This window comes from Nocardia amikacinitolerans, from assembly GCF_900215415.1.
GTDB lineage: Bacteria > Actinomycetota > Actinomycetes > Mycobacteriales > Mycobacteriaceae > Nocardia > Nocardia amikacinitolerans.
In genome coordinates this window covers 108,497-122,873 of sequence record NZ_OBEG01000001.1, presented here as the reverse complement: position 1 = coordinate 122,873, position 14,377 = coordinate 108,497, and the positions used below count along the sequence as shown (strand labels likewise).

Below are 14,377 nucleotides of genomic sequence, written 5' to 3'. Positions count from 1 at the left end.
CTTGCTACTGACCGAACTCCCGCTGGAACCACTCGAGCAACTCGCCCTCCGACTTCGGGCCCTGGTCGGGGTCGTCCTTGCTCAGCGCGCACGCGTCGACGATGAGCCGGAAATCGTCGTGCACCGCCATCAAGCAATCGCGTGCGCCGAGCACGGGGCTCTCGTCGGTGTAGCAGAAGAACCGGCCGACGGGTCCGGAAGCCTTGCGCCACACGTCGTCCGCGCCGCCGCTGCTGCCATCGCACGCGTGACCGCGCGTCTGACCAAGTGCCGCTTGATATCCCACGTTCATCGAGCGGTCGTCGGGGAAGCCGAGGAAGGAGATCGAGGGCGCACCGCGGGGAGTGCCGCAGCGGATGAACGCATCCACCATGCCACCGGGGACATCGACGTGCTTACAGGTCGCGGGCCCGAAATCGCCGGTCAGATGGTCGAGGACGCGCCGGTCGGCCGAGGTGAAGAAGTCCGGGTCGACCGTTTTGTCCTGCGGCAGGAAGTGGAAGAGGTGGCGGGCGGCGACGTAATCGCGCTCGGCCTGGTCCTCGGGGCCGTCCCACACATAGATGCCCAGCGCGAGCCGATCCTCGTCGGCCACGGCGAGCACCGGCTTGGGCTTCGCGGGATCGTCGACTCGACTGGTCAGGCACGCGTCCCGCCCTGCGGGCTTGCCGTCCACCAAGAGCGGACCGTCGACGCCGGGCGGATCGTTCGGGCAGTTGGTGGCGTCGTAGGCCTCGACCACGTAGTTCTTGTAGTACTCCCGCAACCAGTCGAGGCTGCTGAACCGGAACAACCGGGCGGTGGGGGCGCCGGTGCGATCGTTGGCGTCGCAGTAGACGACCGCCTCGGTGCCGACGTCCGGTTCGCGGTGCGCGCAGTTGGCGCGCTTGTAGCCGACCAACCCGGCGCTCGCCACCAGATCGACGTCCGCCTGACGCAAGGCGGCGTCGTCGGCGACCGCGGTGCCCTCCTCGGGCCGCCCCGAGACCACCCACGCGGCGAGAACCGTTGCCGCCGCGAGGATTACGGCGGCGATGAGCGCTGGAATCGCCCGCCTTTCCGCCACCCGGCGAAACGTCCGCTTCGGCGGCTCGGACTCCCGGCCGTCGCCGTCGCCCGCACCCGACGGTCGTTTCGGTGGTCCCGCCGACGAGTCGCCGGTTTCGTCCGTCACTGCGCCGCTCCCCCCGCGGTCACCGAGATCGGTCGCGAACGGACGCGGAGTCGCCGCCGTATCCGCGAGGTCTTCCGTCGACGCATCGGCGGTCGGCGGCGAGAACGGTCCCGGCACCTTCTCGAGTGCGCCCGTACTCGTCGCCGTATCCGGCACAACGGCTTCCGCGCCTGCGCCCATGGCGACCGCCCCGGCCGCCCCGGACGCGGCTCCCTTCGGACCACACAACGCGGCCTGCGCCGCGGCCGCGAACTCCCCCGCGCTGCCGTAGCGCGCGGCGGGCTCCTTGGCCAGCGCCCGAGCGATCACCGCGTCCATGGCACGCGGAATCTCATCGCGAAGCCTGCTTGGCCGCGGCGGCGACTCCACCAGGTGCGCACGCATGACCTCGCCGTCGGTGTCGGCCGGGAACGGCCTGGCGCCGGTGAGGCATTCGTAGAGCACACAGCCGAGGGCGTAGATGTCCGCGGCCGGGGTGACAACGCGCGAGGTGAACCGCTCCGGCGCCATGTAGTGGAACGACCCGATCGCCGAACCAGCTCCCGTCAGCCCCTCGGCGGTACTCGAGTGCGCGATACCGAAATCGACGAGGTAGGCGAAACCGCCGGGCGTGGTGAGGATGTTGTCCGGCTTGATGTCGCGGTGCACCAGGTCGTCGGCGTGCGCGGCGTCGAGGGCGGCCGCCACCTGCCTGATCAGCTCCACCGCGTCGCCCGGGGGCAGCGGCGCGCTGGTCCGCAGCAGGGCGCGCAGATTCTCGCCCTCGACAAGACGCATATCGATGAAGAGGTGCCCGTCGATCTCCCCGTAGTCGTGGATCGGGATGACGTGCGGCTCCTTGAGCCGGGCCGCGGCGTGCGACTCGCGGCGAAACCGCTCACGGTAGACGGGGTCCTCGGCCAGCCGCTCGGGCAGCACCTTGATGGCGACGACGCGGTCCTTGCCGGTGTCGTAGGCCTGGTACACCTCGCCCATGCCGCCGCGGCCGATCAGCCGGACCAGCCGATACGGCCCGAACTCCGAACCGACCTCGAGTGGTCTGCGCTGGGTCGTCATATCGATCCTCCGTGACGCGAACCGCCTCCCGGACGGCCGCGCGGCTCCTCGGCCGCGCGGTACCGCGGATCAGCCGCCGAACACCGCGCACCCGTGCCCGACGTGCATACCGGTACCGACGGGCACCGCGGTGGCGGCGGTGGTGACCTGGTCGGGAACCTGCGCCACGCTGATCGTGTGCCAGCCCGGTGTCGCAGGCACCCACTTCAGCAGCGCGACCCCGCCCGTCGGCGCCACCGTGGCGAGCGGAATCCCGTTGTCGTAGAAGGACACCGACGCGACCGGGTCGGTCACGAAGGCTTGGATCGTGTAGCCGCAGCCGGTTCCGAAATTGGTCGCGAGGCCGTAACCGAGGTCGGGTAGGACTCCGATCCCGGTGGCGGTGGCGTGCGCGCCGGGCGCCGCGGCCAGTGCGATCGCGGCGGCGCCCGCGCAGGCGCTCGCCACCACGGCGGCGCGGATCCGCCGCCGTCCAGCATTCCGGTCAACGCTCATGCCTGCGCCTCGCTGGCGCTCGGCTTCGGCACGCGCGAGGCGCGCTGGCACATGATTCGCTCACTGCGTTCGCTCATGCCTGTACCCCTTCCGGGACGCCGACCCCCTCCGATGGTATCGCTACCGACCCGACGGCTCGAGCCATCCGCCGATCATGGTCGCGGTTTCGGTGATCACCAGTTCACGATCGGCGGTCGCGGCGGGCCCGAGGGTGATGCGCAGCGCGGCGGCGAGGCCGGTGGTCACCATGACCAGCGCTTTCGCGTCCAGCTCGTCCTCGGGACAGGGGCCGAGCCGGTGCAGCAGATAGGCCCGGGTGAGGACGAGCAGCCTGCGTTCGAGCCCGAGCAACCCGAATCCGGGCACGGCGGCGGTCGCCGAGAGCGCGCGCACCAGCCCCTGCCGCGCCGACACCACGTCGACGATCGCGTGCAGGCTGGCCGCGACCGATTCGCGCGTGGACAGCGTCATTCCGGCCAGCACCGTCTCGGCGAAGCGCTCCTCGAGTTCGGCGAGCAGCCGATCGCGCAGCACGCCGACGATCTCGTCCTTGTCGGTGAAGTACCGGTACAGCGACCCGATGCTCATGCCCGCGTGGGCGGCGATGCGATTGGTGGAGGTCTCCGCGATGCCGCGCTCGGCGAAAAGCTGAGCGGCGGCGGTCAGGATTCGTTCCCGCGACTCCCTCGCGCGCGACTGCTTGGGCGCTTTTCGCCGGTTGGGCGCGGTATTCCCGGTCATCGGCGGAACGGCCGCGAAAGCGAGTAGAAGGTGAGCATCCACTCACTTTAATGTTTCGCTATGGCTACCGACACCACGGACGAGACCGCCCCGACCGAATTCCGCTACTGGCAGCGCGTCGAGGATCCGTCGATCCAGCGGATCCGCCGAATCATGAAGCGCACCTTGCGATTCGACCCGCAACCGGCGGACGACCTGGTCCGTTCCTTCGCGGCGGCCTACTTCGAGGCCGACCCGGTGGCCGAGGCGTTCGTCGACGAGGTCTATCTCGGCGAACCGGGCCCGAAAGCGGGGCGAGCCATGCTCGACCGAGCCCTCACGCACGGCGTCGACGCGGTTCTGGACGCACCGGAGTCGCTGCTGCGGCTGTTCGAGGAGTTCGAGACGCCGCCGCCATGGCTGGACCGCGAGCTGGTCGAACGGGGCGCGCGGGTGTTCCGCCGGTGGGGCACCTCGGTGTTCAGCTTCGCCACGACGAGCACGCTGGAGATGTACTCGGAGAGCTCGATCGCCAAACCGCTGTCCTACACGGGCGGCTACGCGGGACAGCGCGCGCACAAACGCCAGCTGGAGACCGTGCGCTTCTGGATCGATGTGTCCGAGCCCGGCGGTCTCGAGCACGGGGCGCGCGGACGGCAGACCGCCATGCGGGTGCGGATCATGCACGTGTTCATCCGACGCAAGCTGCTGAGCAGGCCGGAGTGGCAGCGCGCGGCGTGGGGTGTGCCGATCAGCGTCGGCGACGCCACGCTCACCCTGATGGCGGGCAGCGTGGTTCCCGGACTCGCGCTGTGGAGCGCGGGTTTCCAGACCACGCGCGCGGAAATCGAAGCCACCATGCACTTCTGGCGCTACGTCGGACACTTGCTCGGCGTGCAGCCGGACTGGTACCCGACCGACCTGCGGACCGGAGCGCAGCTGATGTTCGCCGCCTTCGTCAAGCGGGCGCACACGGCGGGCGCCGATGGAGCCGAACTCGTCGAGTCCTATCTGCCCGCCTTCCGCCCGAAGCCGGAAACGCCGTGGCGCAAGCGAATCCGTGACGAGCTCAACTATCGCGCGCAGATCGGCTACACCGGTTTCTGGCTGCCGCCAGCCACCTACGCCGCGCACGCCATGCCGCGGCGCTTTCCGTGGATCCTCTACCCGATCCTGCGCACACCGGTGATCTTCGGTCTGGAGACGCTGCGCCGCACCGTTCCCGGCATGGACGACCTCGCCGACCGGTTTCAGCGCCACCGCAGAGAAGCGTGGTACCGCAACGAAGCGGGCGACCGCGCCGCCGAGTTCATCCCCGTCGAGGAATTCCGACGGTGAGCGCCCGGCGGCGCGGGGACCTCACTCCACCAGCACCGACAGCGATTCGGCGACGCACGCCGGTTTCGCGCCGCCCTCGATCTCGATGGTGACCCGCGCGCTCACCTGCGTGCCCGCGGCGATCGCCTTCGTGCCGAGCAGTTCGACGCCCGCGCGCACCCGGCTGCCGACCGGGACGGCGGCGGGAAACCGCACCTTCTCGGCGCCGTAGTTGATGCCCATCTTCAGCCCGTCCACCCGGTAGATCTGGCCGACGAGCATCGGCAGCAGCGACAGCGTCAGATAACCGTGCGCGATGGTCGCGCCGAACGGACCCGCCGCGGCCCGCTCGGGGTCGGTGTGGATCCACTGGTGATCACCGGTGGCGTCGGCGAACAAGTTCACCTGTTCCTGGGTGATGGTGTGCCACTCGCTGTAGCCGAGGTGGGTACCCACCGCTTCGGCGAGTTCGGCGATGCCGTGAAAGACCTTCATCATCGATCCCTTCGCTCAGTCGGTCGGGCCGCCGGCCACGTAGATGACCTGCCCGGAGACGAATCCGGCGCCCTCGCCGACCAGGAAGGAGACCGTGTTGGCGATGTCCTCCGGCTTGCCAGTGCGCCCGACCGGGATCTGCTTGGCGGCCGCCTCGGTGAACTGCTCGAAGGTCACGCCGATCCGCTCGGCGGTGGCGGCGGTCATGTCGGTCTCGATGAAACCGGGGGCGATGGCGTTGACCGTGACGCCGAACTTGCCGAGCTCGATGGCCAGCGTCTTGGTGAAGCCCTGCAGGCCCGCCTTCGCCGCCGAGTAGTTGGCCTGGCCGCGGTTGCCGAGCGCGGAGGTGCTCGACAGGTTGACGATGCGGCCCCACTTGGCCTCGGTCATGTACTTCTGGGTGGCGCGGCTCATCAGGAACGACCCGCGCAGGTGCACGTTCATCACCGAATCCCAGTCGGCGACGCTCATCTTGAACAGCAGGTTGTCGCGGGTGATGCCCGCGTTGTTCACCAGCACCGTCGGCGCGCCGAGCTCGTCGGCGACCCGCTGCACCGCGGCGCCCGCGGACTGCTCGTCGGAGACGTCGACGCCGACCGCGAGCGCCTTGCCGCCCGCCGCCTCGATCTCCTCGACGACGGGCTTGCACGCGGCCTCGTCCAGGTCTAGGACAGCGACCGCAAAGCCGTCGGCGGCTAGCCTGCGGGCCGTGGCGGCGCCGATGCCGCGGGCGGAACCGGTGACGATGGCCGTGCGGGAAGTCGGGGCGCTCATAGTTCTCCTGACTGTCGAATGGTCCGTTTGGAGGGACACCCATAAAATACATCTCAGCCACAACGTCTCCAATGGGCGCGGCCGACCGTTCGATCGGCTGTACGATTCACCCGGTGACCACTCCCCCGCGACCCGCCGCCACTCGCTCCCCCGGACGCCCGGCTTCGGCCACCCGCGAACAGGTCATCGAACTCACCCGCCGCGCCTTCCTGGCCGGTGAGCGCGTCGACGTGCAGGCGATCGCCGCCGAGCTCGGGCTCAGCCGCGCCTCCATCTACCGCTGGTTCGGCTCGCGGGACGGCTTGCTCGGCGCGATGCTCGTGCAGGAGTACGAGCAGATGATCGCCCGCGCCGACGCGAGACGACGGTCGCGCGGCGCGGCACGCATTCTCGACGTGCTCGACCGCGTCGCGCGCTGGGAGGCGGTGAACGAGCCGTTCCGGCGCTACTTCGAGAACGAACCGATCTCGGGCCTGCGCATCCTGACCGCCAGCGACGGACCGGTCCAGCCGCGCGCGGTCGCGGCCGTCGCCGAACTCATCGCCCGCGTCGAGGAAGAGGACGGCTATCGTCCGCCGCTGGAGCGAGAGCTGTTGGCCTACACACTCGTTCGGATCGGCGAGGCCTTCCTCTACACCGACACCGCGGCGGGCATCCGCAACGACGTGGACCGGCTGCGCGAGGTGCAGTCGGTGCTGCTGGGGATCACCGCGCAGGACGGCTCCGCCTGACCGCGGCGCCGTGGGCGTCGGGATCGCGCCGAATCTCGCGCCGACAAAGCGCGGGCCGCGGCGGTCGGGGTGTGGCAATCTAACTCGCATGGCAGCACTTCGCCAGTGGCCCACCGCATTCGGCGCCGTCGACTACGATCGGCTGCCCGTCGCGCTCGAGGAGCTCGCGCGTGCGCACGCGCGCCGCGCGCTGTCCTGCACCGGATCCCACGAACCGCTCGCGCTGATCGACCAGGCCGTCTCGATCGGCGCGTGCGCCGAGTCGCTGCTCAAGTCTGTTCTCGCCGGAATCGATATCCACCTCGTCCGCGGGCAGATGGCGGGTCTCGAGACGACGTTGACGCTGGCCGGGCGGCCGGAGGATCCGGAACGGCCGCTGCCGGACCTGTGGACGCTCGGCGGGCTCGAGGCCGCCCAGGTGCTGAACCGGGTGACGCCCGCGGACATCCACTTGCCCGAGGCGCTGCTCGGGCGGATCGTCACGGTGCGCGACTCCGCCATCCATATGGGTTTCGTGAATCGCGAGGAGAGCGAACGGGCTCTCGCCGATCTGGTCGTTCTCATCGACCGGGTGCTTGCCATCCGTCGCGCGCTCGGCCAGGACGCCGACTGGGCCGCGTTCTGGTCGCCGATCCACCTCGAGCGCGCCGACGCCATCTTGCGTCGGAGTGCCGAACCCGCCGTCGAGCTGATCGAACTGAGCGAGCAGAGCCTTCCGCTGCTGCTCGACGCGGCGGTGACCGACGCCGACCCGCTCGAGGTCATGGCGCCGGTCGCGGGACCGCCGGGTTGGACCTCGGTGCGCAAGGAGGCGTTCCTGGCGTTTCACCGCGCCCGCGCGCTGCATCCCACCTGCCCGAACGAACGGACCTTCGTCGTCACGGTCGAGGGACGGGTCGTCGGCGCGGCCCGGCTCGAACCGCGCGGCGACGAGGTGGAGGCAGGCGTGTGGATCGGCCGTTCGCACCGCGGGCGCGGCATCGGCCGTCGCGTCGCCGCCGAATTGCGCGCGCTCGCCACCCGATCCGGAGCCCGTCGCATCACCGCCGTGACCACGTCGGACAACATCGCGGCACGGCAGCTCATCGACACCGGGCTCGGCGCGCGGCCGCATGTGCGAGGCGACGAAGTCATCGGGACGGCGGAGCTGGGCTGACCCCGGCGAGGTCGTCAGTCACCGCGCAGATGGTCGAGCAGCACCGCGACGTGGCTGTGCTCGGGGTCCTTCGCCGCGGTCACCAGAGTGACGGGATGCTCGGCGGCGAGCTCGCGCAGTTCGCGAAGACCCCGCCGCTGCGCGTCGCCCGACAGCTCGGCCTCGTAGCGCCTGGCGAACTCGGTGAAATCGGCGGCGGAGTCGTGATGGAACCAGGAGCGCAGGTCGTTCGAGGGCGTGATCTCCTTGTCCCACAGGTCGATTCGAGCGCGATCCTTGCTGATGCCGCGCGGCCACAGCCGGTCGACCAGCACCCGGCGGCCGTCGTCGTCGCTGGGGTCGTCGTAGATCCGCTTGGTCCGGAATTCACCCATGATCGTGTCCTTCCGATGCGTCTCGGTTCACCGCACGAGGAGCACGACCAACCGGCGCGGGCCGTGCACGCCGGGCGTCGCCGCGTCGGCGGTGGCCGACGGGCCGCCGACCAGAATGGTCGAACGGCGCGGATCGAGCCGGTCCATCACCTCGGGCAGCGAGGGCAGGAGCTGGTCGGCTCGCACCACGCAGACGTGACAGTCGGGCGCCAGTGTGGCGGGGCGGCGACTTTGACCCTCGCCGCCGTCGAGCGCGAGGATGCCGGAATCGGCGGCCGCGGCCGCGCATGTGGTGACCACCGCGTCGACCTGCTCCATTTCGCCGGTCGTCGCCAGCGGACTGTCGGCGACGATGCGGTGGCCCTCTTCCTCGGCCCATCCGGCCAGCCATTCGGCGGGCAGTCCGTCGGGCGCGATGACCGAGCGCGCACCGTGCTCGCGCAGCGCGGCGCGCACCTGATCCGGGATGTCCGCCGCGGTGATCCGATGCAACCGCGCGCCGTGGCATTCCAACCGCTCGGCGAACAGGTCGACCAGCGCGGCGAGATCGCCGGGCTCGGCGCCGGATCCCTGGCGGGCGCCGGCGCGCGGCACCGGAACGACCCGCTCGTCATCGGGTAGCTCGACCAGCGCGTCCCTGATCCGGCGCAGCAGGTCCTCGCGGGAATTCACGTGCGCCACCACCCGCTCGTGTTCACCCAATATCCCACTCCCCCAGCGGTTTCCACCGCCTCCCCGCACATTTCCGGACAGGCGTCGCGATCGTACCGCAGGTTCCCCGGCACCGCTCAGACTCCGGCTTCGACGGTTTGCTTGCCCCGGTGCTCGATCGCGCCGAGGATCAGACCCTTGTCGTCGGCGTCGACGCGCACCGTGTCGCCCGAGCCGAGCTTGCCGTCCAGCAGCAGCCGGGACAGCTTGTTGTCGAGCTCCTTCTGCACGGTGCGGCGCAGCGGGCGCGCGCCGTACTCGGGCTGGTAGCCGTGCTCGGCCAGCCAGTCCACGGCCGGGTCGGTGATGTCGAGCGCGATGTCCTGGGCGTGCAGCAGGCGGCGGGTGCCGTCCAGCACCAGATCGACGATGTCGCGCAGTTCCTGCCGGTCCAAGCGGTGGAACACGATGGTCTCGTCGATCCGATTGAGGAACTCGGGGCGGAAGTGCGCGCTCAGCCGATCCATCAGCTGCGGGGTGATCGCGTCGACGTCGCCCTCGGGGGCGGACAGGATCAGGTCGGAGCCGATGTTGCTGGTCATGATGACGATGGTGTTCTTGAAATCCACGGTGCGGCCCTTGCTGTCGGTGACCCGGCCGTCGTCGAGCAGCTGGAGCAGCACGTTGAACACATCCGGGTGCGCCTTCTCCACCTCGTCGAACAGGATCACCGAATACGGCTGCCTGCGCACCTTGTCGGTGAGCTGGGCCGCGTCGTCGTAGCCGATGTATCCGGGCGGGGCGCCGACCAGGCGCGAGACCGTGTGCTTCTCCTGGAACTCGCTCATGTCGAAGCGGATGAGCCGGTCCTCGTCGCCGAAGACGGCCTCGGCCAAGGCTTTCGCGAGTTCGGTCTTGCCGACGCCGGTCGGTCCGAGAAACAGGAACGAGCCGATGGGCCGATTCGGGTCCTTCAACCCGGCTCGCGCCCTGCGCACCGCCTCGGCGACCGCGACGATCGCCTCCTCCTGACCGATCACCCGCTTGTGCAGCACCTCTTCCAGTTTCAGCAGCCGCTCGCGCTCCTCGACGGTGAGATCGGCCACCGGGATGCCGGTCTGGCGGGAGACCACCTCGGCGATGTCGGTGACCGACACCTGCGGCGCCGCGCCGGACTCGGATTCCGCCACGCGTTGCATGGCGGCGGCGATCTCGGCCTTGAGTTCGTTGGCCTTCTCGTAGTCCTCGGCGGCGACCGCGGCGTCCTTCTCGCGGCGCAGCCTGGCCAATTCCTCTTCCTTGGAACGCAGGTCGGGGTCGGGGGTGCGGGTGCGCAGCCGCACCCGCGCGCCCGCCTGGTCGAGCAGGTCGATCGCCTTGTCGGGCATGAACCGGTCGGTGAGGTAGCGATCCGACAGTTCGGCCGCGGCGACGAGCGCCTCGTCCTGGTACCGCACCTGGTGGTGTTCCTCGTACACGTCGACGAGGCCGCGCAGGATCTCGATGGTGTCGGCGACGGAGGGCTCCGACACAAGGACCGGCTGGAAGCGCCGTTCGAGCGCGGCGTCCTTCTCGATGTGGCGGCGGTATTCGTCGATGGTGGTCGCGCCGATCGCGTGCAGATCACCGCGGGCCAGCGCGGGTTTGAGCAGGTTGCCCGCGTCCATCGCGCCCTCGGAGCCGCCGCCGGCGCCGACGATGGTGTGCAGTTCGTCGATGAACACCACCAATTCGCCGGAATGCGCGCGCACCTCGTCCAGGATCTTGGTCAGCCGCTCCTCGAACTCGCCGCGATACTTGCTGCCCGCCACCAGCGAACCGACGTCGAGGGCGACGACGCGGCGGTCGGCGAGGGTGCTCGGCACGTCGCCGTTCACGATCCGCTGGGCCAGACCCTCCACGATCGCGGTCTTGCCGACGCCGGGATCACCGATCAGCACCGGGTTGTTCTTGCGCCGCCGGGACAGGATCTCCACCGTCTGCTCGATCTCCTCGGCGCGACCGACCACCGGGTCCAGGTTGCCCGCGCGCGCTTCGGCGGTCATGTCGCGGCCGTACTCGTCCAGCGTCGGGGTCTCGCTCTTCGCGGGCCGTCCCGCGGTGGCGGTCTTCGGGCCGGACAGCAGCACGTGGGCCGCCGGGCTGTCGCTGACGGAGGCGATGCCGAGCAGGATGTGTTCGGGTCCGATGTAGCTGCTGCCCGCGTCGGCCGCGCGGCGCTGGGCGGCGCGCAGGGCGAGCTTCGCGCCGGGGCTCGAGGTCACCTGCTCGTCGGCGTCCTCGGCGGGTTCACCGGTGTCGGCGGCGTCCCGCATCTGGTTGGCAACCTTGTCGGGATCGTGGCCGAGCTCGGCGATGATGCTGCGTCCCGGTTCCGACTCGGTGGCCGCGTACAGCAGATGCTCCGGTGTGATCTCGGGATTGCCCCACTCGCGGGCCGTCGCAGCGGCCGTGCCGATCAGCAGCTTCGCGTTGTCGGTCATCAGCCGCCCGAGATCGGTGCGCTGCACGGGGGGTTGCGACATCATCCCCGAACCGAAGAAACGCTGGAAGATGTCGTCGAAGGAACTGATCGAACTCGGCCAACCCTCGGTCATGTCCACCTCACTGCGTCGCGGCGCACGCTGCGCGCCAACGGGATCACGGACGGTGCCGCACGAGACGGCACCGGAACTGTTCACGGTTCAGGCTCGTTCACATCGCGTCTCCGACGCCGGTGCGACCACGGGAGGTCGACCTCCCGCTCCATCGCAACGTACCGCCGTTTCACACGGGGTGGCAACCGCTCGGTTCGTGATCAACTCGAGACTGGCTAACCAGCCGCTACCGACACTTCCCCGTCCTATCGTGCAAGGCATGTCCTCCGGCACCGGCCCGGTTCCGCCGCGGCCGGGCGACGGTCGTGATCGAGTGGTACCCATGTGCCGCACCCTCGCCGAACTCGACGCCTCCGTCGCCGATTGCTTCGCCTGCCCGCGCCTCGTGGCATGGCGGGAACTGGTCGCGCGCGAGAAGCGCGCCGCGTTCCGCGACGAAACCTATTGGGGCCGTCCGGTTCCCGGTTTCGGGCCGCCCGACGCCAGGCTGCTGATCATCGGCCTCGCGCCCGCCGCGCACGGCGGCAACCGGACAGGGCGCATGTTCACCGGCGACCGCAGCGGTGACGTGCTCTACGCCGCGATGCACGCCGTGGGCCTCGCGAATCAGCCGACCTCGGTGCGCCGCGGCGACGGTCTCGAGCTGCTCGGCGCCCGCGTCACCGCGCCCGTGCACTGCGCGCCGCCGGACAACAAACCCGCGCCCGACGAGCGCGATCGGTGTCGCGGCTGGCTGGACATCGAGCTCGGGCTGCTCGCCCCGACGGTGCGCTCGGTCGTGGTGCTCGGCGCGTTCGGCTGGCAGGCCGCGCTGCCCGCGCTCGCCGAGGCGGGCTGGGTGGTGCCGCGCCCGCGCCCGAAGTTCGGGCACGGCGTGCACCTCACACTGGCGCCCGCCGTGGACGGGCGCGCGGAACTAGAGTTGTTCGGCTGCTACCACGTCAGCCAGCAGAACACCTTCACCGGACGGTTGACCCCCGCGATGCTCGAGCAGGTGCTGGCCGAGGCCGCGACGGCGGCGGGACTGCATCCGCGCAGGCCCCGCTGACAACTCCCATGCCCGCTGCGCCGCGCCGCGCCGGACACGCTCGTCCGCTCGGCGCAGCGGTGGAGTCGGTCGACTTCAGAAGTGCCACCGAGCCGTCCGGCCGAAAGTCATGCCGGGCTCGCGCGGCGGTGGAGGGCGAGTTGGAGTTCCAATAGGAGGCGGTTGGCGGGGTCGGCCAAGCCGATGCCGGTGATGGCTTCGGCGCGGCGCAGCCGGTAGCGCAGCGTGTTCGGGTGCACCCGCAGGGTCGCGGCCGCGCGCCGCACGTCGCCGTGCTCGCGCAGATAGCCCTCGACGCTCTCGCCGAGTTGCGCACCGTGGTCGCGGTCGTAGTCGAACAGCGCCTGCAAACGGGGGTCGTGCAGTTCGGTCCGGGTCGCGAGCAGATCGAGGATCTCCCCGAGCAGGACGGCGGTGCGGGATTCGGCGAGGGTGGTCACCCGGTCCCGTGGAAAGGTGGTCGCGGTGCTGTCCAGCACCCGGTCGACCTCGGCGCGCGCGGCGGCCACCTGGGTGAGGTCGGCGACGGGAATGGCGATGGCCGCGCGCAGGATCGCGCCGCGCCTGGTCTCCAGCTGGTCGACCAGTTGCCGGGTCCACGCGGTGACCGACGGCGCGGACCGATACCCGGGCAGCAGCACGTAGACGCGGTCGCCGAGCACTGTCGCGATGGAGTCGGGCCGAAACGAGCTCGCGTGCAACCGGATCACACTGCCGATCTCCGAATGCTCTGCGCCCGCAGGCGCGTTCAACGCGAACCCGACGACGGCCGCCGGACCGCGCACGGGAATGCGCAGCGCGCCCGCCACCGACGGAATGTCGACGCCCTCGCCGTGCGCACCGAAAAGCCGGTGCAGCAACAGGGTTTCGGTCGACGGCGCGTCCAAGGCTCGCGAGATGATGCGCGCGGCGACGGCGGCCGCGCCGCGCAGCACTTCGGCCGCATCCGGTTTGAACGGCTTGTCGCCCTGCTGCAACCAGATCGAGCCGAGCGTGCGCGACCGGCCGTCGGCGGCCGTGGCGTGGATGCCGACGACCAAGCGCCGCTTGATGTTCAGCTCCGCGCGGGCGGGCAGGTCGATCACCTCGTCGCCGCGGCGCAGCCGGTCGAACACGCCCCACTCCTGGAGCACCCGCAGGTAGTCGCGCGGTCCCTCGCGGCCGAGGATGGACAGGATGCGCAGCTCGTCGGCCGACTCGTCGGAGGCAGAATAGGCGAGCACGTGCGAGTGCGCGTCCTCGATGGAAACCATGCCGCCCGCGTTCTGCGCGACGATCTGGGCCAACCCGAACAGGTCGGTGTCGGTGGTCAGCGGTTCCTCGGCAGGTCCGCCGCGGCCCGCGCGGCCGAGGACGCGGCGCACCAGCGCGAGCACCGTGTCCCAGCGGGCCCTGCGGTCGACGACGACCACGGCGACCCGCGCGCGGCGAGCGGCCGCGCGCACCGCGGCCGACACCACGGTCGACTTGAGCAGCACCGCGCGCGGACGCCGCTCTGGCGGGCGGCCGGCCAGCTCATCCAGCCACGCCAGCACCGCGGACTCCGGCACGCCGACCAGCAACGACATGTCCGCCGGAACCGACGGCGACTCGCCGAGGTCGTCACCGTCCAGCAGCGCCACCGACCGGATGGCGACCGCGTCACCGTCGGGCGCCTCGACCGGATCGGTGACGGTGCTGTCGAGCGCGTCGAGCAGTTCGCGCAGCGGAACGCCCGCCGGGCGGTTCGGTTCCTCGGTGACCACGCTCACACCTTCCCGCCCGATCGGCTTCGGCCGACCGGACA

13 protein-coding genes are annotated in these 14,377 nt (G+C 70.5%); 4 read left to right on the top strand and 9 right to left on the bottom strand.

What is annotated here, in order from left to right; translation table 11 throughout:
- Positions 1-4 precede the first annotated feature (4 nt).
- The 3 genes from CRP45_RS34350 to CRP45_RS00625 all read right to left on the bottom strand — a co-directional run bounded on the left by CRP45_RS34350 (position 5) and on the right by CRP45_RS00625 (position 3,466).
- The gene (locus tag CRP45_RS34350) at positions 5-2,230 is read right to left on the bottom strand and encodes a serine/threonine-protein kinase (protein ID WP_245909789.1); all 2,226 of its coding nucleotides are present in this window, start codon (positions 2,228-2,230) and stop codon (positions 5-7) included.
- 69 nt (positions 2,231-2,299) lie between these two features.
- Complete coding sequence (locus CRP45_RS00630; protein WP_143861291.1) at positions 2,300-2,725, bottom strand: hypothetical protein; 426 nt, start codon at positions 2,723-2,725, stop codon at positions 2,300-2,302.
- A gap of 120 nt (positions 2,726-2,845) precedes the next feature.
- Complete coding sequence (locus CRP45_RS00625; RefSeq protein WP_097243338.1) at positions 2,846-3,466, bottom strand: TetR/AcrR family transcriptional regulator; 621 nt, start codon at positions 3,464-3,466, stop codon at positions 2,846-2,848.
- A gap of 60 nt (positions 3,467-3,526) precedes the next feature.
- Here CRP45_RS00625 and CRP45_RS00620 point away from each other — a divergent pair, with 60 nt between their 5' ends.
- Complete coding sequence (locus tag CRP45_RS00620; protein ID WP_097243337.1) at positions 3,527-4,783, top strand: oxygenase MpaB family protein; 1,257 nt, start codon at positions 3,527-3,529, stop codon at positions 4,781-4,783.
- A 21-nt stretch (positions 4,784-4,804) separates the two neighbouring features.
- On the opposite strand, the gene CRP45_RS00615 is transcribed toward CRP45_RS00620, so the two are convergent.
- Both CRP45_RS00615 and fabG read right to left on the bottom strand, forming a co-directional pair.
- Positions 4,805-5,257 carry a MaoC family dehydratase gene (locus tag CRP45_RS00615; RefSeq protein WP_067779126.1) on the bottom strand — a complete coding sequence of 151 codons (453 nt, stop codon included), beginning with the start codon at positions 5,255-5,257 and terminating at the stop codon, positions 4,805-4,807.
- Positions 5,258-5,272: 15 nt separating this feature from the next.
- Positions 5,273-6,034: a 3-oxoacyl-ACP reductase FabG gene (gene fabG / locus CRP45_RS00610; RefSeq protein WP_067779129.1), complete on the bottom strand. Its 762-nt coding sequence runs from the start codon at positions 6,032-6,034 to the stop codon at positions 5,273-5,275.
- 113 nt (positions 6,035-6,147) lie between these two features.
- Here fabG and CRP45_RS00605 point away from each other — a divergent pair, with 113 nt between their 5' ends.
- Positions 6,148-6,765 (top strand): TetR/AcrR family transcriptional regulator, encoded by a 618-nt coding sequence (locus tag CRP45_RS00605; RefSeq protein WP_067779132.1) that lies wholly within the window; start codon positions 6,148-6,150, stop codon positions 6,763-6,765.
- Positions 6,766-6,775: 10 nt separating this feature from the next.
- Entirely contained in the window at positions 6,776-7,921 is a 1,146-nt protein-coding gene (locus tag CRP45_RS34345) for a GNAT family N-acetyltransferase (protein WP_245909787.1), read from the top strand.
- Between the two features lie 14 nt (positions 7,922-7,935).
- Here CRP45_RS34345 and CRP45_RS00595 read toward each other — a convergent pair whose 3' ends face one another.
- The 3 genes from CRP45_RS00595 to CRP45_RS00585 form a co-directional block, all read right to left on the bottom strand.
- Positions 7,936-8,295, bottom strand: coding sequence for a DUF488 domain-containing protein (locus CRP45_RS00595; RefSeq protein ID WP_097243336.1), 360 nt, complete (start codon positions 8,293-8,295; stop codon positions 7,936-7,938).
- Between the two features lie 27 nt (positions 8,296-8,322).
- Entirely contained in the window at positions 8,323-8,997 is a 675-nt protein-coding gene (locus tag CRP45_RS00590) for a LutC/YkgG family protein (RefSeq protein WP_218841057.1), read from the bottom strand.
- 86 nt (positions 8,998-9,083) lie between these two features.
- A complete protein-coding gene (locus CRP45_RS00585) occupies positions 9,084-11,543 on the bottom strand; it encodes an ATP-dependent Clp protease ATP-binding subunit (protein ID WP_097244467.1) in 2,460 nt (819 codons plus the stop codon).
- Between the two features lie 322 nt (positions 11,544-11,865).
- On the opposite strand from CRP45_RS00585, the gene CRP45_RS00580 reads away from it, so the two are divergent.
- The gene (locus tag CRP45_RS00580; RefSeq protein ID WP_067779405.1) at positions 11,866-12,591 is read left to right on the top strand and encodes a uracil-DNA glycosylase; all 726 of its coding nucleotides are present in this window, start codon (positions 11,866-11,868) and stop codon (positions 12,589-12,591) included.
- Between the two features lie 107 nt (positions 12,592-12,698).
- Here the strand turns inward: CRP45_RS00580 and CRP45_RS00575 are convergent, their stop codons facing one another.
- Positions 12,699-14,336, bottom strand: coding sequence for a PucR family transcriptional regulator (locus CRP45_RS00575; protein ID WP_245909785.1), 1,638 nt, complete (start codon positions 14,334-14,336; stop codon positions 12,699-12,701).
- Between the last annotated feature and the right edge of the window lie 41 nt (positions 14,337-14,377).

Bases quoted from the DNA above. Each gene is read 5' to 3' on its own strand.
- CRP45_RS34350 (WP_245909789.1), bottom strand. From the start codon at position 2,230: ATGACGACCCAGCGCAGACCACTCGAGGTCGGTTCGGAGTTCGGGCCG.
- CRP45_RS00585 (WP_097244467.1), bottom strand. From the start codon at position 11,543: ATGACCGAGGGTTGGCCGAGTTCGATCAGTTCCTTCGACGACATCTTC.
- CRP45_RS00595 (WP_097243336.1), bottom strand. From the start codon at position 8,295: ATGGGTGAATTCCGGACCAAGCGGATCTACGACGACCCCAGCGACGAC.
- CRP45_RS00615 (WP_067779126.1), bottom strand. From the start codon at position 5,257: ATGAAGGTCTTTCACGGCATCGCCGAACTCGCCGAAGCGGTGGGTACC.
- CRP45_RS00625 (WP_097243338.1), bottom strand. From the start codon at position 3,466: ATGACCGGGAATACCGCGCCCAACCGGCGAAAAGCGCCCAAGCAGTCG.
- CRP45_RS00580 (WP_067779405.1), top strand. From the start codon at position 11,866: ATGTGCCGCACCCTCGCCGAACTCGACGCCTCCGTCGCCGATTGCTTC.
- CRP45_RS00630 (WP_143861291.1), bottom strand. From the start codon at position 2,725: ATGAGCGTTGACCGGAATGCTGGACGGCGGCGGATCCGCGCCGCCGTG.
- fabG (WP_067779129.1), bottom strand. From the start codon at position 6,034: ATGAGCGCCCCGACTTCCCGCACGGCCATCGTCACCGGTTCCGCCCGC.
- CRP45_RS00620 (WP_097243337.1), top strand. From the start codon at position 3,527: ATGGCTACCGACACCACGGACGAGACCGCCCCGACCGAATTCCGCTAC.